Origin of the sequence: Pseudomonas sp. (genome assembly GCF_035512415.1) — a bacterium.
In the GTDB taxonomy this organism is placed as follows: Bacteria; Pseudomonadota; Gammaproteobacteria; order Pseudomonadales; family Pseudomonadaceae; genus Aquipseudomonas.
In genome coordinates, this window is the sequence record NZ_DATKDZ010000013.1 from 498,593 (window position 1) to 520,199 (window position 21,607).

Consider the following 21,607-nt stretch of genomic DNA (forward strand, 5'->3'; position numbering starts at 1 on the left):
CGTCGCATCACTTATGGTGCATCGTCGTTAACGTTGCCGCTCAAGCTGCAACTGCTTGGCGCGTTCCACATAGTGCTGGTATTGGGGAATGGCGATGGCCGCCAGGATGCCGATCACGGCAACGAATATAAACACGAAGACTACCGCCATCACCGCGCTAGAGCCGCCTTTGACGTTGCCATACTTGCGCTGCCAGTTGCTCTCGCTGCTGCAGAAAAACACGATGCTCTCAATCAGGGAAACGACAGAAGGAATCCCTGTTCCCCAGAACAGCAAATAGACCACCCCCCACCATTGCCCTAGATAGAAACGGTGAATACCGAGACCACCCAAAAAAAGCGCCAGCACGCCAGCGGTGATTCTGCTTTTGGGGTTGAGGTCTTGGCTGGCTAGACAGCTCGGGCATTGGTTGGCATCGGCGGCTATCTTGCTGCCGCACTGGCGGCAAAAGACGCTGGCAATGGTCAAGTCGGCCTGAGGGGCTTGGTAGGGCTGGGCATCCATGATTGAGGGCATCCATTTTGTGTGGGCGCGCACTCTATCAAGGCTATTTGATATCGCCAATAAGGGCGGGTTGGAGCCACCTGTTTCAGTGATGGGGCTAGCGGCTCTCGCCAGGCTCGACAAAATAACTCAGCTGCTGACGCGGATTAAGGTATTCCAGCGCTTCGCGCGGTAGCTGCGCCGGGCGCAGGCTGGCGGCGATGCTCAGGCGTGGTTCCTGCGCCAGATCGATTATCAGTGCCTCGCTTTTGGGTACGGCAGCGTCGTAGACAATCAGCGTCGGTTTCAGTGGCTGGCTGGGGTTTATGCCGAGCACCAGGCCGTAGCGCTGGTCGTCCAGCTGCACCAGACCGCCGGGTGGGTAGACGCCCATCACCCGGATAAAGGCCTTGAGCGCCACCGCATCGAAGCGCGCGCTCTGTTGCTTGAACATCAGCGCCAAAGCTTCATGGGGGCTCAGGCCATCGCGCGGGTTGAGCGGGTTGCACAGGTTGTCGAATTGGTTGGCGATGCACACCAGGCGGCTTAGCCGGCCAATGGCGGCCTCGCGCAGCTGGCGCGGGTAACCGCTGCCGTCGCAGTACTCGTGGTGCTCGTTGATGATGCGCAGCACCTCGTCGTCGAGCATCAGCTTCTGGCCCATGCGCAGGCCGAACTCGCAGTGCAGTTGCAGCAGTTGCTGTTCCGGACGGGTCAGCGGCTCGCTTTTCAGCAGCACCTTGCTCGGCACTTCCAGCTTGCCGATATCGTGCAGCAGCGCGCCCAGACCGAGGATATGGCAGTCCTCACTGTCCAGGCCGAGCTGACGGCCAAGCATCAGCGCCAGCACCGTGACGTTCAGTGAATGCAGGTAGCTGTCTTCGGCGGCCTTGCTGTTGATGCTGTGCAGCACCACGCCGCTGCCGCCGAGCAGGGTCTCGACCATCGCGCCGACAATCTCGCCGGCCTGTTTGATGGCGTCTTCCGGGCGGCTGCGCAGGGTCTGGTTAAGCGTCTTGACCTGCTGGCTGGCCTGGACGAACTTGCGGTCCACCTCGGCCAGGCGTTTGCGCAATACCTTGAGCTTTTCCGCGCGGGCCTGACTGGCCTGTTCCGCCGGGCTGGGCCTCGGCGCGGTTAAGGGCTCGGCCGCAAGGGGGGCCGGGCTGGCGTCCAGCGGCGGGCAATCGCTGCGCGCCGGGTCATAGCGCAGACGCTCGAGGCCCAGGGCGCGCAATGCCTTGATCTGCCCTTCATCCTTTATCTTGAAGTTGCTGAAGGCAAAGTTGTGCTCCCACCAAGCCAGTTCGAGCTGAATATACAGGCCGACACAGAGTTGATCGGGGGCTATATAGGAGGAGGCTGCAGGCATGCGGGTATCGGCAATGATGGCTATTGGCTTGCAGTCTAACGGTTTGCCCGTGAGCCGGCAGCCATCTTTCGATACTCGCCGGGTCAGGCCGGCAGGCACACCCCCGTGCCGCCCAGGCCGCAATAGCCGCTGGGGTTTTTCGCCAGGTATTGCTGGTGATAGGCCTCGGCGTAATAGAAGGGCGGGGCCTCGCGGATTTCCGTGGTGATGGGGCCAAAGCCGGCCTTTTCCAGCTCGTCCTGGAACTGCGCCTGGCTGGCCAGGGCGGCGTTGAGCTGGGCCGGGCCGTGGCAGTAGATCGCCGAACGGTACTGGCTGCCGATATCGTTGCCTTGGCGCATGCCCTGGGTCGGATTGTGGGCTTCCCAGAACACCTTGAGCAGCGCTTCGAAGCGGGTGAGCTGCGGGTCGAACACCACCAGCACCGCTTCAGTGTGGCCGGTCAGGCCGGAACAGGCTTCTTCATAAGTTGGATTCGGCGTATGGCCGCCGGCATAGCCGACCGCGGTGGTCCACACGCCCGGCTGCTGCCAGAAGCGCCGCTCGGCTCCCCAGAAGCAGCCCAGGGCGAATACCGCTTGTTGCAGGCCGGCGGGGAATGGTCCTTGTAGCGGGTTGCCGTTGACGTAATGGGCGTCCGGCACCGCCAGGGGCGTATCGCGGCCGGGCAGTGCCTGTTCGGCGCTGGGTAGTTCGAGTTTATGGGCGAGAATTTGCGAGCGCAGAACCATGAGCCATTTCCTCAGCAGAAGCATGTGTGTCATAGACCGCGTCACGGCCGCGGTGTTACAGATTTCAGGGGGAGTCTAGCGCCGGATCTGATAGCGCTTGAGCCGCTCCAGCAGCTCACGGCCGGCAATTGGCCGGTCGAACAGGTAGCCCTGGCCGATATCGCAGCGCTGGCGGCGCAGGAAGCCCAGTTGGGCTGTGGTCTCGACGCCTTCGGCCACCACCTTGAGGTTGAGGTTGTGGGCCATGGCGATCACCGCCGAGGTGATTTCCATATCGTCCTGGTTGTCCGGGATGTCCTTGATAAAGCTGCGGTCGATCTTGATCACGTCGATGGGGAATTTCTTCAGATAGCTGAGCGACGAATAGCCGGTGCCGAAGTCGTCCATGGCCAGGGTCAGGCCCAGGCTCTTCAGGCGGCTAAGCTGGTGGCGGGTGTCGTCGGTGGCTTCCAGCAGCAGGCTCTCGGTCAGCTCCAGCTCGAGCAGCGTGGGGTCGAGCTGTTCCTCATGCAGGATGGCGGCGATTTCGCCCACCAGATCGGGGTCGGAGAACTGTTTGGGCGACAGGTTGATGGCCATCTGCAGGTTGCCCAGGCCGATTGCGCCGAGCTGCTTGCTCATGCGGCAGGCCTGACGCACCACCCATTTGCCGATGGGGATGATCATGCCGGTTTCTTCCGCCACGCTGATAAACCTGTCCGGGCCGATCATGCCTTTTTCCGGGTGGTTCCAGCGCAGCAACGCTTCCATACCCAGCAGTTGACCGCTCTTGAGGCACAGCTTGGGCTGGTAGAAGACTTCCAGCTCGTTCTGCATCAGCGCGCGACGCAGGTTGTTCTCGACGAACAGCTTGTAGTGGGCCTCGGCATTCAGTTCTTCGGTAAACAGCTGCAGCTGGTTCTTGCCGTTGGCCTTGGCCTTGTGCAGCGCTAGGCCGCAGTGCTTGGTCAGGGTTTGCGGGTCGTCGCCGTGCTCGGGGGCGCAGGCCAGGCCGATGGAGCCGGTGATGCTGATCAGCTGGTTGTCAACGAACAGGGGTTTGTCCAGGGTATTGAGCAGGCGCTGGGCGATCAGTCGGCTGTCGGCATTGCCGGCTTCGAGCAGTATGGCGAACTCGTTGCTGGCAAAGCGCGCCAGCACGCTACCGGCTGCCAGGCTGTTGCGCAGGCGGCGGGCCAGGCTGACCAGGAGCTTGTCGCCGGTCTGGTGACCCAGGCTGTCGTTGATCCGTTTGAAATTGTCGATATCCACCAGCAGCAGGCTGACCGGCTTGCTCGAACCCTCGGCAAAGTGGCGTTCCAGCTCGCGGATAAAGGCGTAGCGATTGCCCAGGCCGGTAAGGTTGTCGCGAAAGGCCAGGCGCTCGATATGCTGCTGCGCCAGCTTGCTCTCGGTGATGTCTTCGTAGATGCCGATGTAGTGGGTCAGTTGGCCGTCATCGGCATACACCTTGGACAACGACAGGTGGCCCCAGTAGGGGTCGAGGTTCTTGCGCCGACTCTTGAACTCGCCCTGCCAGCTGTTGTGTTCGGCCAGACCAGAACGGGCATCGAACAGCAGCTCGCCGAGGTTCTCCAGAGCGGGCATCTCCGACAACCGGCGGCCCTGCACCTCGGCGCTGCTATACAGGGTGATGGCGGTAAAACTGGGGTTGACGTACTCCACCAGACCGTCGCGGTCGAGCAGGATAAAGGCGCTGGAACTCTGTTCGACAGCGCGCTGGAACAGGTACAGAGAGCTGGTGGCCGTGCGCCGTTGCTGGTTGCTCAGGGCCTGGGCGTACTGGTCGGCCAGCTCGCCGATAAAGGCGATTTCGTCGGGCTGCCAGCTGCGCCGCGAACCGGTGTGTTCCAGGCACAGCACGGCGACCACTTCGCCGTCGACGCGGATACTGGCGTCGAGCATGGCGGTGATCGTCAGCGGCTGCAGATAGTCGTCGTTCAGCTCGCGGGTGCGCGGGTCGTGTGCGGCGTCGTGGGCATCCAGCACGCGCCCGCTGTGCAGGGCGCTCAGGTAGTCGGGGTAGGGGCTGGCATCGATGGTCGGTTGTTCGACATAGTCGCCCGGGTCTCTCTGGTACAAGGCCATGGGCTGCAATAGCTGGCCGTCGAGGTGCCAGATGCCGGCGCGGGCCACGCCATAGGCATCGCAGGCGCTCTTGCTGATCAGCTCGGCGGCCTCGCGCAATGGGTCGTCGCCGTAGTGATGGCGGGCCAGGCGCACGATCAGATTCTGTTTGGCCTGGGAGCGGCGTTTTTGCTGCTCGGTTTGTGCTTGCTCGTCGCCGGACGGGTGTGCGGGTGCCTTCTCCTGACCCGGGCTGAGTACCAGCAGGTAGCCGCGCAGCAGATGCCGCCCATGCTGCTTGAAGGCTTCGCCCTGCTCCAGCAGGGTCAGGGTGCCATTGGGGCTGTGCAGCTTGTACTGCACGCTGTAGTGGTTCTGGCTGGCAAGTTGCTGGGCGATGGTGTCGTGCAACTGATGGCGCGCCGCAGGTTCCATCAGGCTGGCGTAGGGCGAGTCGAGCAGGGTGCAGAGTTGCTGGGCGGGCAGGCCCAGTTGCTGCTCGCAGGCGGGGTCGAGATATAGCAGTGTCCAGCTGGCTTCATTCAAGCGCTCGAAACGCAGCATGCCGAGGCGCGATGGCACTGGCAACTGTGTCACAACCTCGGCCGCTAAACGACTTGCGACATCTGGATGGCTTTTCATTCAGTGGCGGGCTTCCAGTATGCTGAGCGAGGCGAGGGTCCGACCCCCTTCACTTACAGCGTCGGCTAAGGGTGCATCATGCAATTGCGACTGACAAGAAAACTAATCTGCGCAGTATTGCTCGGTGGTTGTGTGGCGGTCTCTCCGGTATTTGCCGGCGAGCCCAGTGGCGGTTTGAGCAGCGCCGAGCAGAGCAACTACCTGGCCGAATTGAAGCGTCTGTATCTGACTCAGAATGAGCGTCAGGCACTGCTCGCCCATAGCAATGACCTGCTGAAAACCTATGCCCTGCGCGCTGCCTACCAGGTCGGCCAGGCGCAGCGTCAGGATCGTTTGTACCAGCTGAGTGTGACGGGCCCCGGCGAGTTGCTGCTGCGCGAGGAAGTACGCAGCGAGAGCGGCACCGATGTCGCGGTGCGCAACCAGCGCATTGTCTTGTTCGGCGTCGATCCCTATGTACGCTACGACTGCCCGGCCAGCGGCATCCGCTGTGTGCTGCACAATCCCCAGGACGGCAGCCCGCTGCTGAGTATCGTGCGCGATCACAAGGGCGCGGCCGAATTGGCCAAGGCCTTGAGCTTTCTGATTCGTAATCTGCAGAAGGGCTAGGTTGTGCTACCTCAGGCCAGTGCATGCGATATCTAACGGGTACAAAACCTAAAAAAAACCCCGCCAAGCGGCGGGGTCGAGGATAACGAGCGTGGCTGCTCGAAAATTGATGCGTTACAGCAGCATGGTGCGGATGTCCGCCAGCACGTCGCTCAGGCGCTTGGTAAAGCGCGCGGCGGCGGCACCGTTGATCACCCTGTGGTCGTAGGACAGCGACAGCGGCAGCATCAGCTTGGGCTGGAACGCCTTGCCATCCCAGACCGGCTGGATGGTTGCCTTGCTTACACCGAGAATCGCCACTTCCGGCGCGTTGACGATCGGCGTAAAGCCGGTGCCGCCAATATGGCCGAGGCTGGAGATGGTGAAGCAGGCACCCTGCATATCGTCCGCCGACAGCTTTTTGCTGCGCGCTTTTTCCGCCAGTACGGCGGCTTCGGCGGCGAGCTGTAGCAGGCTCTTCTGATCGACGTTCTTGATCACCGGTACCAGCAGGCCATCCGGGGTGTCCACGGCAAAGCCGATGTGCACGTATTTCTTGCGGATAATTGCCTTGCCGCTCGGTGCCAGCGAGCTGTTGAAGTCCGGCAGTTCCTTGAGTAGGAAGGCGCAGGCCTTGAGCAGCAGCGGCAGCACGGTGAGTTTGACTCCGGCCTTTTCCGCCACGGCTTTCTGCGCCACGCGGAAGGCTTCCAGCTCGGTGATATCGGCCGAGTCGAACTGGGTCACGTGTGGCACGTTGAGCCAGCTGCGATGCAGGTTGTTGGCACCGACCTGCATCAGGCGGGTCATCGCCACTTCTTCGATTTCACCGAACTTGCTGAAGTCCACCACCGGGATCGGCGGGATACCGGCACCGCCGGTTGCGCCACCGGCTTCCGGTGCAGCCTTGGCCTTCTGCATCATGGCTTTGACGTAAACCTGCACGTCTTCCTTGAGTACGCGGCCTTTCGGCCCGGTGCCAGGCACAGCATCCAGCTCGACGCCGAACTCGCGAGCCAGCAGACGTACCGCCGGGCCTGCATGCACCTTGCTACCGCTGGCGCGAGCCGGGGCGTCTGCAACCTTGGCCGCAGCGGCAGCCAGGGAGGCAATGGCGCTGACTTCGGCGGCGACCGCCGGATGAGCGCCGGCCGGTACCTTATGCACATCGCTAGCGTGTGCAACGGCGGGTGCAGCGGCCGGTGCTGGTGCGGCAGCTGGAGCTGCTGCTCCAGCGACTTTCAGCTTGAGGATAAAGTCGCCGGTGCCGACTTCGTCTTCCAGTTTGACGCTGATGCTTTCCACCACGCCGGCAGCCGGCGAGGGGATTTCCATGCTGGCCTTGTCCGACTCCAGGGTGATCAGCGACTGGTCGACTTCGACCGAATCGCCGACCTTGACCAGTATTTCGATGACCTTGGCTTTGCTGTCCGAGCCAATATCCGGCACATGGATATCTTGCACGCTGCTGCTGGCCGGCGCGGCTGGCGCAGGTGCGGCGGCCGCTGCGGGTGCTGCAGCGGCTTGAGGCGCTTCGGTAGGTGCCGCAGCGGGGGCTGCTGGTGCTTGGGCAGCGCCTTCGACTTCCAGCTCGAGCAGTTCGTCGCCTTCTTTCAGGCGGTCGCCCAGCTTCACTTTCAGGCTTTTCACCACGCCGGCTTTCGGCGCGGGAATTTCCATACTGGCCTTGTCTGATTCTAGGGTCAGCACGCTCTGATCGGCTTCGATGCGATCACCGACCTTGACCATCAGTTCGATTACTTCACCCTCACCGCCACCGATGTCGGGTACGCGAATCAATTCACTCATCGTTTCGCTCCTTAGCAGTCCAGTGGATTGGGTTTTTCCGGGTTGATGCCGAACTTGGCGATGGCTTCGGCCACCACTTTAGGTTCGATATCACCACGGTCGGCGAGGGCTTCCAGAGCAGCCAGAACCACCCAGTTGCGGTCCACTTCGAAGAAGTGGCGCAGCTTCTTGCGGCTGTCGCTGCGGCCGAAGCCGTCGGTGCCCAGTACCTTGAATTCCTTGCTCGGTACCCACTGGCGAATCTGTTCAGCGAACAGCTTCATATAATCGGTGCTGGCGATAACCGGGCCCTGACGGCCGCTCAGGCATTCTTCCACATAGGTCTGCTTGGGCTTCTGCTCCGGGTGCAGGCGGTTGTTGCGCTCAACGGCCAGGCCGTCGCGGCGCAGCTCGTTGAAGCTGGTCACGCTCCACACGTCGGCCGCGATGTTGTACTCGTCGCGCAGAATCTTCGCCGCCTCGCGCACTTCGCGCAGGATGGTGCCGCTGCCGAGGAGCTGCACGTGGTGCGCGGCTTCCTTCTTGTCTTCTTCGAGCAGGTACATGCCCTTGATGATGCCTTCCTCGACACCGGCCGGCATGGCCGGCTGTTGGTAGGACTCGTTCATCACGGTGATGTAGTAGAAGACGTCCTGTTGCTGCTCGGTCATCTTCTTCATGCCGTCCTGGATGATCACCGCCAGCTCGTAGCCGTAGGTTGGATCATAGGTGCGGCAGTTGGGGATGGTCGCTGCCAGCATGTGGCTGTGGCCGTCCTCGTGCTGCAGGCCTTCGCCGTTCAGCGTGGTGCGTCCGGCGGTGCCGCCGATCAGGAAACCACGGGTGCGGCTGTCGCCGGCGGCCCAGGCCAGGTCACCAATACGCTGGAAGCCGAACATCGAATAGAAGATGTAGAACGGCAGCATCGGCTGGTTGTGGCTGGAGTACGACGTACCGGCAGCGATAAACGAGCTCATGGCACCGGCTTCGTTGATGCCTTCCTCGAGGATCTGACCCTTCTTGTCCTCGCGGTAGAACATCACCTGGTCTTTATCCACCGGCTCGTAGAGCTGGCCGACCGAGGAGTAGATGCCGAGCTGGCGGAACATGCCTTCCATACCGAAGGTACGGGCTTCGTCCGGGATGATCGGGACGATGCGCGAGCCGATGTCCTTGTCCTTGACCAGCTGCGCGAGGATGCGCACGAAGGCCATGGTGGTGGAGATTTCGCGGTCGCCCGAGCCGTCGAGGATGGCCTTGAGGGTCTCCAGCGGCGGGGTCGGGATGCTGAAGCTTTTGGCCCGGCGCTGCGGCACGAAACCGCCGAGGGCGGCGCGGCGTTCACTCAGGTAGCGGGCTTCGGCGCTGCCGGGCTCCGGCTTGAGGAACGGCAGACTTTCCAGCTCGTCGTCCTTGACCGGGATGTCGAAGCGGTCGCGGAACAGCTTGAGGCTGTCGACATCGACCTTCTTGGTGTTGTGCGCGGTGTTCTTCGCTTCACCGGCACCGGTGCCATAACCCTTGACGGTCTTGGCCAGGATCACGGTCGGCTGCTCTTTGTGATTGACCGCCTGGTGGTAGGCCGCATACATCTTGTACGGGTCGTGGCCGCCGCGGTTGAGCTTCCAGATCTCGTCGTCGGACAGATCGGCCACCATCGCCTTGAGTTCAGGCGAGTTGAAGAAGTGCTCACGGACGAACGCGCCGTCCTTGGCCTTGTAGTTCTGGTATTCGCCGTCGATCACTTCGTCCATGCGACGCTGCAGGATGCCGTCGACGTCCTTGGCCAGCAGTGGGTCCCAGAAACGGCCCCAGACCACTTTGTTGACGTTCCAGCCACCGCCACGGAACACGCCTTCGAGTTCCTGAATGATCTTGCCGTTGCCGCGTACCGGGCCGTCGAGGCGCTGCAGGTTGCAGTTGATGACGAAGATCAGGTTGTCCAGCTTCTCGCGGCCAGCCAGGGAGATCGCGCCGAGGGATTCCGGCTCGTCGCACTCGCCGTCGCCCATAAAGCACCAGACCTTCTGCTTGCCGGCCGGGATAAAGCCGCGCGCTTCCAGGTACTTCATAAAACGTGCCTGGTAGATCGCTTGAATCGGCCCCAGACCCATGGATACGGTGGGGAACTGCCAGAAGTCCGGCATCAGCCAGGGGTGCGGGTAGGACGACAGGCCTTGGCCATCGACTTCCTGGCGGAAGTTGTTCATCTGCTCTTCGGTGATGCGGCCTTCCATAAAGGCGCGGGCGTAAACGCCGGGCGATGCGTGGCCCTGGAAGAAGATCAGGTCGCCGCCGTGCTCCTCGGTGGGAGCCTGGAAGAAGTAGTTGAAGCCGATGTCGTACAGCGTCGCCGAGGAGGCGAAGCTGGAGATATGACCGCCCAAGTCTGAATCTTTCAGGTTGGTGCGCATTACCATGGCCAGCGCATTCCAGCGCACCAGCGAGCGAATGCGGCGTTCCATAAACAGGTCGCCAGGCATGCGTGCTTCGTGGGTCAGCGGAATGGTGTTGCGGTATGGCGTGGTGATCGCATAGGGCAGCTGCGAGCCACTGCGGGTGGCCAGCTCGCCCATACGGGTCATCAGATAGTGCGCGCGGTCTTCACCCTCGTGTTCGAGGACGGACTCAAGGGCGTCCAGCCATTCCTGGGTTTCGACGGGATCGAGGTCTTGCATGGCTTGCTCCAGGGCGGAAAGGCTTCCAGAATCGGAGGCCAGGTTTCGCGGCCGACTTCGTGAGTGGCCGCGTGAATTCTTGGATTGACCGGGGGTAGGACCGGCTGCGTGTAGTTTTACTACATTCCGACGCCGATTTCAGCCTTTTGGATACAACCTTCGGTAGTAAAACTACAATTATTTTTGCTGACAGTAACCCGCCCCGCTCTAGCGCAAGGTGTTCGGCGGATTGTGCGGTTCACTGTCAGCTCGCCAAAAAGGATAGACCATGAGCCTGCCCGTGTTGGCCTCTTTACCTGCCGTACTTGAACCCCTGGCGCTGCGTGCCGAGCAATCCGTGCAGCAGGCCATCGACGCCCTGGCGAGCGAGGCCCCTGCGCAGTTTGCCGCCTGGCCGGCCGAGCGTCGGGCGCTGTTGCGGCGGGTCGGGGCGGCCAGCGATTTCGTGGTGCAGCAAGGTCTGCGCGACCCGCAGATGCTTCTTGAACTGGCCGCCTGCGGCGAGCTGGAACGGCCGCTGCAGACCGGCGAAATGCGCGCGCAGCTGGCAGAGCGGCTGGCCGAGTGTGGCGATGAAGATGAGCTTGGGCGACGCTTGCGGCGCTTTCGCAACCGTCAGCAGCTGCGCATCATCTGGCGCGATCTCAGTCGTCAGGCCGATCTGATCGAGACCTGTCGCGACCTCTCGGAAATGGCCGATATCTGCATCGACCTTGCCTATCACTGGCTCTATCCCAAGCATTGCGCGCAGTTCGGCACGCCCATCGGCCGGCGCAGCGGCGAGCCGCAACATATGGTGGTTCTCGGCATGGGCAAGCTGGGTGCCCATGAGCTCAATCTGTCTTCGGACATCGACCTGATCTTCGGCTACCCCGAAGGCGGCGAGACCGAAGGGGTCAAGCGTTCGCTGGATAATCAGGAATTTTTTATCCGTCTCGGCCAGCGCCTGATCAAGGCGCTGGACGTGATCACCGTCGACGGTTTCGTCTTCCGTACCGATATGCGCCTGCGCCCTTATGGTTCGTCCGGTTCGCTGGTGTTCAGCTTCAACGCCCTGGAGCAGTACTACCAGGATCAGGGCCGCGACTGGGAACGCTACGCGATGATCAAGGCGCGGGTGGTCGGTGGGGATCAGGCTGCCGGCGCGCAGTTGCTGGAGATGCTGCGGCCCTTCGTCTACCGGCGCTATCTGGATTTTTCCGCGATCGAGGCGCTGCGCGGGATGAAGCAGCTGATCCAGCAGGAGGTGCGGCGCAAGGGCATGAGCGAGAACATCAAGCTGGGTGCCGGCGGCATTCGCGAGGTGGAGTTTATCGCCCAGGCCTTCCAGCTGATCCATGGCGGCCGCGACCTCAGCCTGCAGCAGCGTTCTCTGTTCGCCGTGCTCGACACCCTGCGCGACCAGGGCTACCTGCCGGCGGCGGTGACCGACGAACTGCGCGATGGCTATGCCTTTCTGCGTTACGCCGAACATGCCCTGCAGGCTATCGACGACCGGCAGACGCAGATGCTCCCGGACAACGATCAGGACCGTGCGCGGGTGGCCTTTATCATGGGCTTCGACAGTTGGCCGGCGTTTCACGAGCGCCTAATGCACTGGCGGGGGCGTGTCGATTGGCATTTCCGCCAGGTGATCGCCGACCCCGATGAAGACGCCGAAATCGCCGAGGATGAGTCCGTGGGCGGCGAATGGCTGCCGCTGTGGGACGATGTGCAGGACGAAGCCGCCGCCTGCCGCCAGTTGGCTGAGGCCGGCTTCGCCAATGCCCAGGCAGCCTGGCAGCGTCTGGCGGGGCTGCGCAATGGCAATCAGGTGCGCGCCATGCAGCGCCTCGGTCGTGAGCGCCTGGACGCCTTCGTTCCGCGCCTGCTGGCCCAGGCGGTGGAACACGCCAACCCGGACCTGGTGCTGGAGCGAGTGCTACCGCTGGTAGAGGCGGTGGCGCGGCGTTCGGCCTATCTGGTTTTGCTCACGGAAAACCCCGGTGCCCTGCAACGCCTGTTGACCTTGTGCGCCGCCAGCCCGTGGATCGCCGAGCAGATCACCCGCTTTCCTTTATTGCTCGACGAGTTGCTTAACGAAGGCCGGCTGTTCAAGCCGCCGTTGGCTCCCGAGCTGGCCGCCGAGTTGCGTGAGCGGCTGATGCGCATTCCCGAGGAAGATCTGGAGCAGCAGATGGAGGCGCTGCGCCATTTCAAACTGGCCCACCGCCTGCGGGTGGCTGCCTCGGAAATTGCTGGCACGCTGCCGCTGATGAAGGTCAGCGACTACCTGACCTGGCTGGCCGAGGCGATCCTTGATCAGGTACTGGCCCTGGCCTGGCGGCATACGGTGAGTAAATACGGCGCGCCACGCCGGGCCGACGGCAGCGTCTGCGACCCGGATTTCATCATCGTCGGTTACGGCAAGGTTGGCGGTATCGAGCTGGGTCACGGCTCGGACCTCGATCTGGTGTTTATCCACGACGGCGACCCGCAGGCGGAAACCGATGGTGAAAAATCCATCGACGGTGCGCAGTTCTTCAATCGTCTGGGCCAACGCATCATTCACCTGCTGACCACCCAGACCAACTCCGGCCAGCTCTACGAAGTGGATATGCGTCTGCGTCCCTCGGGTGCGGCGGGGCTGCTGGTCAGCTCCCTCGGCGGATTCCAGCGTTACCAGGAAAACGAAGCCTGGACCTGGGAACACCAGGCCCTGGTGCGCGCCCGAGTGCTGGTCGGCTGCCCGCGGGTGGGCAAGGCCTTCGAGGCCGTACGCGCCCAAGTGCTGGGCCGCGAGCGCGATCTGGACAAGTTGCGCACCGAGGTCAGCGAGATGCGCAGCAAGATGCGCGACAACCTCGGTAGCAGGGCCACTGCCGCCGGTACTGCGGCGAATGCCTTCGAGGCCACGGTGCCGTTCGATCTCAAGCAGGACGCCGGTGGTATCGTCGATATTGAATTTATGGTGCAATACGCGGCCCTGGCCTGGTCGCATCAGTACCCGGAACTGCTGGAATTCCCCGATAACATCCGCATTCTGGAAGGGCTGGAGCGAGTCGGCATGCTGCCGGGCGAAGATGCCCGGTTGCTGCAGGATATTTACAAGGCCTACCGCTCGGCGGCCCATCGCCAGGCGCTGCAGAAGCAGCCCGGGGTGGTGAATGGCGATCAGTTTGCGCAAGAACGACGCAGCGTGATGCGCATCTGGCGGGAACTGGGGTTGAACTGAATTGATCCTGTCGGGCGTGCTAGGTGCCCGGCATAGGCTGTACCAATCGAACTTGAGGAGCAGGCAACTATGTCGATGGCCGATCGTGATGGCGTGATCTGGTATGACGGCGAGCTGGTGCCGTGGCGCAACGCGACCACCCACGTACTGACCCATACCCTGCACTACGGCATGGGTGTATTCGAAGGCGTGCGCGCCTACAACACCCCGCAGGGCACGGCGATCTTCCGCCTTGAGGCGCACACCGACCGCCTGTTCGATTCGGCCCACATCATGGGCATGAAGATTCCCTTCTCCAAAGACGAAATCAACGAAGCCACCCGCGCCGCCGTGCGTGAGAACAACCTGGAAAGCGCCTATATCCGCCCCATGGTGTTCTACGGATCTGAAGCCATGGGCCTGCGCGCCAGTGGCCTGAAAACCCAGGTGATCGTTGCGGCCTGGAGCTGGGGTGCCTATATGGGCGACGAAGCCCTGCAGGTTGGCATCAAGGTGCGCACCAGCTCCTTTACCCGCCACCACGTCAATATCTCGATGACCCGGGCCAAAGCCAACGGCAACTACATCAACTCGATGCTGGCCCTGCAGGAAGCCATCTCCGGCGGTGCCGACGAAGCGCTGCTGCTGGACCCGGAAGGCTATGTGGCCGAAGGTTCGGGCGAGAACATCTTCCTGGTCAAGAACGGTGTGATCTACACCCCGGAAGTGACCTCCTGCCTCAACGGCATCACCCGCAACACTATTCTGACCCTGGCAGCCGAACATGGCCTGGAAGTGGTCGAGAAGCGCATCACCCGCGATGAGGTGTATATCGCCGATGAAGCCTTCTTTACCGGTACCGCCGCCGAAGTCACGCCGATCCGTGAAGTCGATGGCCGGCAGATCGGCGCAGGCCGCCGCGGCCCGATCACCGAGAAACTGCAAACCGCCTATTTCGACCTGGTAACAGGTAAGACCGATGCCCACGCCGAGTGGCGCACCCTGGTTAAATAAGCCGCTCGCGTTTGCCGGATGGGTTCTGTCCGGCGTTGCAGGCTAGGCTGATAGTCGAGCGTTAAGTTTGTCCGGGAGGCGAAAGCCTCCTTGGTCGTTTCTGGGAATCGCATGAAAATACTGATCGTAGGCCCCAGCTGGGTGGGCGATATGGTGATGGCGCAGACGCTGTTTCAGTGTCTCAAACAGCGTCATCCCGAGTGCGAGATCGATGTGCTGGCCCCGGACTGGAGCCGGCCGATTCTCGAGCGCATGCCCGAGGTGCGTCAGGCCCTGAGTTTTCCGCTCGGCCATGGCGTGCTGCAACTGGCCACTCGACGCAAGATCGGCAAATCCCTGGCGGGCCAGTACGGTCAGGCGATTCTCCTGCCCAACTCGCTCAAATCTGCCCTGGTACCGTTTTTCGCCGGTATCTCCCAGCGCACCGGCTGGAAGGGCGAGATGCGCTATGGCCTGCTCAACGATGTGCGCACGCTGGATAAACAGCGCTTGCCGTTGATGATCGAGCGCTTTATGGCCCTGGCCTTCGAGCCGGGTGCCGAGCTGCCGCAGCCCTATCCGCGGCCGCGTCTGCGGATAGAGGAAGCCAGTCGCGCCGCGGCCCTGGCCAAGTTCGGCCTGAGCCTGGATCGACCGGTGCTGGCGCTGTGTCCAGGTGCCGAGTTCGGTGAGGCCAAACGCTGGCCCAGCGAGCATTACGCCAAGGTCGCTGAAATGAAGATCCGCGCCGGCTGGCAGGTGTGGATTTTCGGTTCGAAGAACGACCATGGCGTCGGCGAGGATATCCGCTCACGGCTGATTCCGGGCTTGCGTGAAGAGTCCAGCAACCTGGCCGGTGCAACCAGCATGGCCGAAGCCATAGACCTGCTGTCCTGCGCCGCTGCCGTGGTCTCCAACGACTCCGGCCTGATGCATGTGGCCGCGGCGCTGAACCGGCCGCTGGTGGCGGTCTACGGCTCCACCTCGCCGGGCTTTACCCCGCCGCTGGCCGAGCAGGTGGAAATCGTGCGCCTGGGTATTGAATGCAGCCCCTGTTTCGAGCGCACCTGCCGCTACGGCCACTACGACTGCCTGCGCCAGCTCAAGCCGCGCCCGGTGATCGAGGCGTTGGAGCGTCTGGTGGCTGATCCGATCGAGCCGGTCGAGGTCGATTGATGCGGGTACTGCTGATCAAGACCTCTTCGCTGGGCGATGTGATCCACACCCTGCCGGCCCTCACCGATGCCGCCCGGGCGATTCCGGATATCCAGTTCGACTGGGTGGTGGAGGAGGGCTTTGCCGAGATTCCCGCCTGGCATCCGGCCGTGGCGCAGGTGATCCCGGTGGCGATCCGCCGCTGGCGCAAACACCTCTGGCAGACCTTCAAGAATGGCGAGTGGAAGCGCTTTAAGCAGCGTCTTGGCGAAACTCAGTACGACTTGGTGATCGACGCCCAGGGCCTGTTGAAAAGCGCCTGGCTGACTCGTTACGTCAAGGCACCGATTGCAGGTTTTGACCGCGATTCGGCGCGCGAGCCGCTGGCCAGCCGCTTCTATAACCGTGCCTACGCGGTGCCTAAGGAGCAGCATGCCCTTGAGCGCACCCGCCAGTTATTCGCCCAGGCGCTGGGCTACCCGTTGCCGGTCGGCGTCGGCGACTACGGCCTGAACCGCGCGCAACTGGCCGATCCCGCTCCGCAGCCTTATCTGCTGTTTCTGCACGGCACCACCTGGCCAAGCAAGCATTGGCCGGAAGCCGAATGGCGGGCGCTGGCCGAGCAGATGAGCGCCCTGGGCTGGGCGGTGCGTCTGCCCTGGGGCAATGAAACCGAGAAGGCGCGGGCCGAGCGTATCGCTGCCGGCATTGAAAACGCCGCAGTACTGCCCAAATTAAATCTTGCCGGCGTGGCCAAGGTAATCGCCGGGGCCAGTGCCTGTGTGGCCGTGGATACTGGCCTGGGCCATCTGGCCGCTGCGCTGGATGTGCCAAGTATTTCCCTGTACGGCCCAACCCTGCCGGGCCGCGTTGGTGCCTATGGCCGCTCGCAGATTCACCTGTGCGCCAGCGGGCCAGATGCCGGCCTGGGCGATCGACACAAACCCTGTTTCGACGGCCTCGATGCCGAGCGCGTCGCCACGCAATTGCAGGCCCTGTTGCTGGCCGAGGACGCTGTCTGATGCAACTGGCTTTTATCCTCTACAAATACTTCCCCTTCGGTGGCCTGCAGCGCGACTTTATGCGTATCGCCCTGGAATGCCAGGCGCGCGGCCATGCCATCCGCGTCTACACGCCGATCTGGGAGGGCGAGGTGCCCGCCGGTTTCGAGGTGGTGGTGGTGCCGGTCAAGGCGCTGTTCAATCACAAGCGTAACGAAAAACTCAGCGCCTGGATCGAGGCTGATCTGGCCAAGCGCCCGGTGGACCGGGTGGTGGGTTTCAACAAGATGCCGGGGCTGGATGTCTACTACGCCGCCGACGGCTGTTTCGAGGACAAGGCGCAGACCCTGCGCAACCCCCTCTACCGCCAGTGGGGGCGCTACAAGCATTTCGCCGACTATGAGCGGGCGGTGTTCGCCCCCGAGTCGAAGACCGAAATCCTGATGATTTCCGAGGTGCAGCAGCCGCTGTTTATCAAGCATTACCACACCCCGCTGCAGCGCTTTCACCTGCTGCCGCCGGGCATCGCCCTGGACCGTCGTGCGCCGGCCAATGCCGCGGCTATCCGCGCCGAGTTTCGTGCCGAGTTCAAGCTGGCCGATAACGAACTGCTGCTGGTGCAGATCGGCTCTGGGTTCAAGACCAAGGGCCTGGATCGCAGCCTCAAGGCTCTGGCGGCGCTGCCGCAGGAGCTCAGGCAGCGCAGCCGGCTGATCGCCATCGGTCAGGACGACCCGCGGGCATTCAAGCTGCAGGCCAAGGCCCTCGGCATTGCCGATAAGGTCGAGATTCTCAAGGGCCGCAGCGATATTCCGCGTTTTCTGCTGGGGGCCGATCTGCTGATTCACCCGGCCTATAACGAAAACACCGGCACTGTGCTGCTCGAGGCCCTGGTGGCCGGCCTGCCGGTGCTGGTCAGCGATGTCTGCGGCTATGCCCATTACATCGCCGATGCGGATGCCGGGCGGGTGCTGCCCAGCCCCTTCGAGCAGGCGCGGCTCAACCATTTGCTCGCCGATATGCTCGCCGACGATCAGCGCCGGGCGTTCTGGTCGCGCAACGGGCTGGCCTACGCCGACAGCGCCGATCTGTATTCCATGCCGCAGCATGCGGCCGACATCATCCTGGCGACCCGTCCATGAAGCTGGTACTGGCTGAACCCTTTAAAAGCCTGTGGGCCGGCAAGGACCCCTTTGTCGCGGTCGAGGCCCTGCAGGGCCAGGTTTACCGCGAACTGGAAGGTCGCCGTACCCTGCGCACGGAAGTGGCCGGGCGCGGTTATTTCGTCAAGATTCACCGCGGCATCGGCTGGGGTGAGATCGCCAAGAACCTGCTCAGCGCCAAGTTGCCGGTGCTCGGCGCGCGCCAGGAGTGGCAGGCCATCGAGCGCCTGACCACGGCCGGGGTGGCGACCATGACTGCGGTGGCCTATGGCGAGCGCGGCAGCAATCCGGCGGCGCAGCATTCCTTTATCGTCACCGAGGAACTGGCCCCGACCACCGACCTCGAGCAGCTGAGCCTGAACTGGGCGAACGAGCCCCCCGAGCCGCGCCTGAAGTGGGCGCTGATCGACAAGGTGGCGAGCATGCTCGGCAGCATGCACCGCGCCGGGGTCAATCATCGTGACTGCTATATCTGCCACTTTCTCCTGCACACCGATAAGCCGGTGACTGCGGACGATTTGCGCCTGTCGGTAATCGACCTGCACCGCGCCCAGGTGCGTAGCGCGACGCCGCTGCGCTGGCGCAACAAGGACCTGGCCGCGCTGTATTTCTCGGTGCTGAATATCGGTCTGACCCGGCGCGACAGGCTGCGCTTTCTGCGCGGCTATTTCGCTGCGCTGAAGGGCCAGCAGCCGTTGCGGCAGATCCTGGGTGAAGAGGCGCAGCTGCTGGCCTGGCTGGAGCGCAAGGCGCAGCGCCTGCTAGAGCGTTACGCTCGCAAATATGCGCCGGGTGCCGGGCAATGAGTGAGTGGCGGGTAACCGATATCTGTCCCCCGGAGCTGGTCGATGAGCTGGCCGACCTGCAGCGGGTGTTTGCCCTCGAAGGGCAGCGCCTGACCCGCGACCCGCTGTCGGAGGTGGTGCGTATCGAGCGTGATGGCGTGTGCTATTACGTCAAGCGCTACTGGGGCGCGGGCAAGGGCTTGCGCCGCTATATCGGCCGGCCACGGGTCAAGGCCGAGTGGCAGAACCTCAAGCATTTTGCCAAGTGGGGCATTCCCACCGCACCCATCGTGGCCTACGGCCTGGAGCGCAAGGGCGGTGCCTTTGTGCGTGGCGCGCTGATCACCCGGGAGCTGTCGCGCACCGAGGATCTGGCGCTGCTGGCGCGGCGCAAGGACGAGCGTCTGGCCGACCGGAACTGGGTCGCGCGGGTCAGTGTGCAGTTGGCCCACGCCACCCGCACCCTGCATGACCATCACTTCACCCACAACGATTTGAAGTGGCGCAATCTGCTGGTCAACGACCAGGCCGAGCTGTTTCTGATCGATTGCCCGACCGGGGCATTTTGGTGGGGGCCGTTGCTGCGCTATCGCATGGTCAAGGACCTGGCCTGCCTGGACAAGGTGGCCAAGTACCACCTGAGCCGTACCCAGCGCCTGCGTTTCTACCTGCAGTACCGTGGTCGTGAGTGCTTGAGTGCTGCGGACAAGCGCCGGGTGCGCGGCATCGTCAAATTCTTTGAGGGGCGGGAATGAGTGATTTTGTCGCGGCCGCGGATCGTGCCGTTCTCGAAAGTGAGGGGCTGGCCAGTTTTGAGGCGCTGTGGGCCTTGCAGCTGGAGGCGGTCGATGAACCCAATACCGAACGCGGCGGCTGGAGCAGTGTGTATCGTCTGGAACTGGGCGGTACGGCCTTCTACCTCAAGCGCCAGAGCAATCACTTGACCCGCAGCCTGCTGCACCCTTGGGGCGAGCCGACCTTTGCCCGTGAATTTCGCAATATCCAGGCGTATCGCCGGCTCGGCATTCCCGCGCTGCAGGCGGCCTTCTTCGCCGAGCGCCGCGTGCCCGGCGAGCGCCGCGCCATTCTGCTGACCCGCGCGCTGGACGGCTGGCGTGACCTCGAATACTGGTTGCAGGGCTGGAGTGCTACCCCCGCAGCGACTCGCCAGGCCATCCTGCGCGCCTGCGGCGAGCTGGCGCAGCAGCTGCACGCTGCCGGGCAGATGCACGGCTGTTTCTACCCCAAACATATTTTCCTCAAGGCCGACGGCGCGGATTTTTCCGCGCAGCTGATCGACCTTGAAAAGACCCGTCCCCTGCTGTTCGGGCGGCGTGACCGGATCAAGGATCTGGAGCCGTTGCTGCGCCGGGCCAGCGTCTGGAGCGAGGCCGACGTGCGCGAGCTGTTGCTGGCCTACCTGGGCGCTACGGGCGATCTGGAAGGCTGGTGGCAGCAGCTGGGCGCGCGCCGGCGGCACAAGGAGACGCGCTGATGAAACTTGCCCAACTGGCCCAGGCCGGTCGCGCGCCGACGTTGCCGTTGCGCCTCGAACTGGCTGGCGAGGTGCTGGAGTTGCAGCGCCTGCTGCGGGTGCTGCCCGATCAGCGCTACGTAGCCCTGGCCCAGTGGCGCGGTCGTCCGGTGCTGGCCAAGCTGCTGGTCGGCGGCAAGGCCGAGCGGCATTTTCAGCGTGAACTGCAGGGCGCGCGCCTGCTCGCCGAACAAGGCCTGCCCACCCCGGCGCTGCTGGCGCAGGGCTGGCAGGCGGGGCAGGGCGGCTGGTTGCTGTTCGACTACCTTGAGGGTGCGCAAAGCCTGTGGGATGCCTGGCAGGCGGTGGCCACTCGGCCACCCCTGGATGCGGCGCAGCAGGCGGTGCTGGGCGAGGCCCTGAGCGCGATTGCACAGATGCACGCCAGGGGCCTGTGGCAGGCCGACCTGCATCTGGACAACCTGCTGCGCCATGCCGGCCAGGTGTCGATTATCGATGGCGGCGCGGTGTCGGTCGAAGTCGCCGGCAAGCCGCTGTCACGGGCGCGGGTGCTGGAAAACCTCGGCATGTTCTTCGCCCAGCTGCCTGCCGAGGTACAGCCCTTTATCGAAGAGCTGCTGGTGCATTACCTGCTGGCCAATGGCGAGCACGCGTTGCCGCTGGAAGCGCTGCTGGCCGAGGTGGCCAAGGTGCGGCGCTGGCGTCTGCGTGACTATATGCGCAAGATCGCCCGCGATTGCAGCCTGTTCAACGCAAGGATCGGTGCGTTTGGCTTGCGCGTGATACGCCGCGACTCCCTCGATGAGCTCGCGCCGCTGCTGGATCAGGCCGATGCGCTGCTGGCCCAGGGGCGGGCCCTGAAGCTGGGCGGCTCCGCCACGGTTGCCCAGGTTCGCCAGGGCGAGCGTGAGCTGGTGGTCAAACGCTACAACGTGAAAAACCTCGGCCACTGGCTGAAACGCTTCTGGCGGCCCAGCCGCGCCTGGCACAGCTGGGTCGAGGGCAACCGCCTGCAATTGCTGGGTATCGCCACCCCGCAGCCCTTGGCCGTGCTGGAACGGCGCTGGTGCTGGTTGCGCGGGCGCGCCTACCTGATTACCGAATACTGCGGCGGGCAGGATATAATCGCGCGTTTTCAGCCCTATCTGGATAAAGATGGGGACGGATCGCCCCCTGAAGCCGACCTGTTGGCGCTGGATCGCCTGTTCGCCGCCTTGCTGCGCGAACGCATCAGCCACGGCGATTTCAAGGGGAGCAACCTGCTTTGGATTAACGCGCAGGATGAAGGCCAGGGCCGCTGGTCGTTGATCGACCTCGATGCCATGCAGCAGCACCGCAGCGCACGCAGTTTCGCCCGGGCCTATGCCCGCGACCGTGCACGCTTTTTGCGCAACTGGCCGGCTGACTCACAGCTGTTCAAGCTGCTTGACCAACGTATACCGCTGACGCCCGCCGTCGGCTCAGCAGACTAAA

The 21,607-nt window shown here is 63.3% G+C and carries 16 protein-coding genes; 10 read left to right on the forward strand and 6 right to left on the reverse strand.

Annotation, left to right across the window (positions count from 1 at the left end; all coding sequences use genetic code 11):
• Nucleotides 1–27 precede the first annotated feature (27 nt).
• From VMP31_RS07870 to VMP31_RS07885, 4 genes are all read right to left on the reverse strand, one after another.
• Nucleotides 28–504, reverse strand: coding sequence for an NINE protein (locus VMP31_RS07870; protein ID WP_325505768.1), 477 nt, complete (start codon nt 502–504; stop codon nt 28–30).
• A gap of 97 nt (nt 505–601) precedes the next feature.
• Entirely contained in the window at nt 602–1,855 is a 1,254-nt protein-coding gene (locus tag VMP31_RS07875) for an HD-GYP domain-containing protein (protein ID WP_325505770.1), read from the reverse strand.
• A gap of 83 nt (nt 1,856–1,938) precedes the next feature.
• A complete protein-coding gene (gene msrA, locus VMP31_RS07880; protein WP_325505772.1) occupies nt 1,939–2,586 on the reverse strand; it encodes a peptide-methionine (S)-S-oxide reductase MsrA in 648 nt (215 codons plus the stop codon).
• Nucleotides 2,587–2,661: 75 nt separating this feature from the next.
• Nucleotides 2,662–5,295 carry a sensor domain-containing protein gene (locus tag VMP31_RS07885; protein WP_325505774.1) on the reverse strand — a complete coding sequence of 878 codons (2,634 nt, stop codon included), beginning with the start codon at nt 5,293–5,295 and terminating at the stop codon, nt 2,662–2,664.
• 78 nt (nt 5,296–5,373) lie between these two features.
• On the opposite strand from VMP31_RS07885, the gene VMP31_RS07890 reads away from it, so the two are divergent.
• Nucleotides 5,374–5,904, forward strand: a complete 531-nt coding sequence (locus tag VMP31_RS07890; protein ID WP_325505775.1) for a hypothetical protein — start codon at nt 5,374–5,376, stop codon at nt 5,902–5,904.
• Between the two features lie 114 nt (nt 5,905–6,018).
• Here the strand turns inward: VMP31_RS07890 and aceF are convergent, their stop codons facing one another.
• Complete coding sequence (gene aceF / locus VMP31_RS07895) at nt 6,019–7,692, reverse strand: dihydrolipoyllysine-residue acetyltransferase (protein WP_325505777.1); 1,674 nt, start codon at nt 7,690–7,692, stop codon at nt 6,019–6,021.
• Nucleotides 7,693–7,703: 11 nt separating this feature from the next.
• Entirely contained in the window at nt 7,704–10,349 is a 2,646-nt protein-coding gene (gene aceE, locus VMP31_RS07900) for a pyruvate dehydrogenase (acetyl-transferring), homodimeric type (protein ID WP_325505779.1), read from the reverse strand.
• A gap of 268 nt (nt 10,350–10,617) precedes the next feature.
• Between aceE and glnE the strand changes: the two genes are divergently transcribed.
• The 9 genes from glnE (at nt 10,618) to VMP31_RS07945 (ending at nt 21,606) form a co-directional block, all read left to right on the forward strand.
• A complete protein-coding gene (glnE, locus tag VMP31_RS07905) occupies nt 10,618–13,563 on the forward strand; it encodes a bifunctional [glutamate--ammonia ligase]-adenylyl-L-tyrosine phosphorylase/[glutamate--ammonia-ligase] adenylyltransferase (protein WP_325505781.1) in 2,946 nt (981 codons plus the stop codon).
• 69 nt (nt 13,564–13,632) lie between these two features.
• Entirely contained in the window at nt 13,633–14,556 is a 924-nt protein-coding gene (ilvE, locus tag VMP31_RS07910) for a branched-chain-amino-acid transaminase (RefSeq protein ID WP_325505783.1), read from the forward strand.
• A 111-nt stretch (nt 14,557–14,667) separates the two neighbouring features.
• Entirely contained in the window at nt 14,668–15,711 is a 1,044-nt protein-coding gene (gene waaF / locus VMP31_RS07915; protein WP_325505785.1) for a lipopolysaccharide heptosyltransferase II, read from the forward strand.
• Entirely contained in the window at nt 15,711–16,712 is a 1,002-nt protein-coding gene (gene waaC, locus VMP31_RS07920) for a lipopolysaccharide heptosyltransferase I (protein ID WP_325505787.1), read from the forward strand. Before waaF ends, waaC begins: the two co-directional genes overlap by 1 nt.
• Complete coding sequence (locus VMP31_RS07925) at nt 16,712–17,833, forward strand: glycosyltransferase family 4 protein (protein ID WP_325505788.1); 1,122 nt, start codon at nt 16,712–16,714, stop codon at nt 17,831–17,833. Before waaC ends, VMP31_RS07925 begins: the two co-directional genes overlap by 1 nt.
• On the forward strand, nt 17,830–18,660 hold the full coding sequence (rfaP, locus tag VMP31_RS07930; RefSeq protein WP_325505790.1) for a lipopolysaccharide core heptose(I) kinase RfaP: 831 nt from the start codon (nt 17,830–17,832) through the stop codon (nt 18,658–18,660). The genes VMP31_RS07925 and rfaP overlap by 4 nt, the downstream gene beginning before the upstream one ends.
• The gene (locus tag VMP31_RS07935) at nt 18,657–19,394 is read left to right on the forward strand and encodes a lipopolysaccharide kinase InaA family protein (protein ID WP_325505792.1); all 738 of its coding nucleotides are present in this window, start codon (nt 18,657–18,659) and stop codon (nt 19,392–19,394) included. The genes rfaP and VMP31_RS07935 overlap by 4 nt, the downstream gene beginning before the upstream one ends.
• The gene (locus VMP31_RS07940; RefSeq protein WP_325505794.1) at nt 19,391–20,134 is read left to right on the forward strand and encodes a lipopolysaccharide kinase InaA family protein; all 744 of its coding nucleotides are present in this window, start codon (nt 19,391–19,393) and stop codon (nt 20,132–20,134) included. Before VMP31_RS07935 ends, VMP31_RS07940 begins: the two co-directional genes overlap by 4 nt.
• Nucleotides 20,134–21,606: a lipopolysaccharide kinase InaA family protein gene (locus VMP31_RS07945; RefSeq protein WP_325505796.1), complete on the forward strand. Its 1,473-nt coding sequence runs from the start codon at nt 20,134–20,136 to the stop codon at nt 21,604–21,606. Before VMP31_RS07940 ends, VMP31_RS07945 begins: the two co-directional genes overlap by 1 nt.
• Nucleotide 21,607 lies beyond the last annotated feature (1 nt).

Bases quoted from the DNA above. Each gene is read 5' to 3' on its own strand.
- VMP31_RS07870 (WP_325505768.1), bottom strand. From the start codon at position 504: ATGGATGCCCAGCCCTACCAAGCCCCTCAGGCCGACTTGACCATTGCC.
- VMP31_RS07875 (WP_325505770.1), bottom strand. From the start codon at position 1,855: ATGCCTGCAGCCTCCTCCTATATAGCCCCCGATCAACTCTGTGTCGGC.
- msrA (WP_325505772.1), bottom strand. From the start codon at position 2,586: ATGGTTCTGCGCTCGCAAATTCTCGCCCATAAACTCGAACTACCCAGC.
- VMP31_RS07885 (WP_325505774.1), bottom strand. From the start codon at position 5,295: ATGAAAAGCCATCCAGATGTCGCAAGTCGTTTAGCGGCCGAGGTTGTG.
- VMP31_RS07890 (WP_325505775.1), top strand. From the start codon at position 5,374: ATGCAATTGCGACTGACAAGAAAACTAATCTGCGCAGTATTGCTCGGT.
- aceF (WP_325505777.1), bottom strand. From the start codon at position 7,692: ATGAGTGAATTGATTCGCGTACCCGACATCGGTGGCGGTGAGGGTGAA.
- aceE (WP_325505779.1), bottom strand. From the start codon at position 10,349: ATGCAAGACCTCGATCCCGTCGAAACCCAGGAATGGCTGGACGCCCTT.
- glnE (WP_325505781.1), top strand. From the start codon at position 10,618: ATGAGCCTGCCCGTGTTGGCCTCTTTACCTGCCGTACTTGAACCCCTG.
- ilvE (WP_325505783.1), top strand. From the start codon at position 13,633: ATGTCGATGGCCGATCGTGATGGCGTGATCTGGTATGACGGCGAGCTG.
- waaF (WP_325505785.1), top strand. From the start codon at position 14,668: ATGAAAATACTGATCGTAGGCCCCAGCTGGGTGGGCGATATGGTGATG.
- waaC (WP_325505787.1), top strand. From the start codon at position 15,711: ATGCGGGTACTGCTGATCAAGACCTCTTCGCTGGGCGATGTGATCCAC.
- VMP31_RS07925 (WP_325505788.1), top strand. From the start codon at position 16,712: ATGCAACTGGCTTTTATCCTCTACAAATACTTCCCCTTCGGTGGCCTG.
- rfaP (WP_325505790.1), top strand. From the start codon at position 17,830: ATGAAGCTGGTACTGGCTGAACCCTTTAAAAGCCTGTGGGCCGGCAAG.
- VMP31_RS07935 (WP_325505792.1), top strand. From the start codon at position 18,657: ATGAGTGAGTGGCGGGTAACCGATATCTGTCCCCCGGAGCTGGTCGAT.
- VMP31_RS07940 (WP_325505794.1), top strand. From the start codon at position 19,391: ATGAGTGATTTTGTCGCGGCCGCGGATCGTGCCGTTCTCGAAAGTGAG.
- VMP31_RS07945 (WP_325505796.1), top strand. From the start codon at position 20,134: ATGAAACTTGCCCAACTGGCCCAGGCCGGTCGCGCGCCGACGTTGCCG.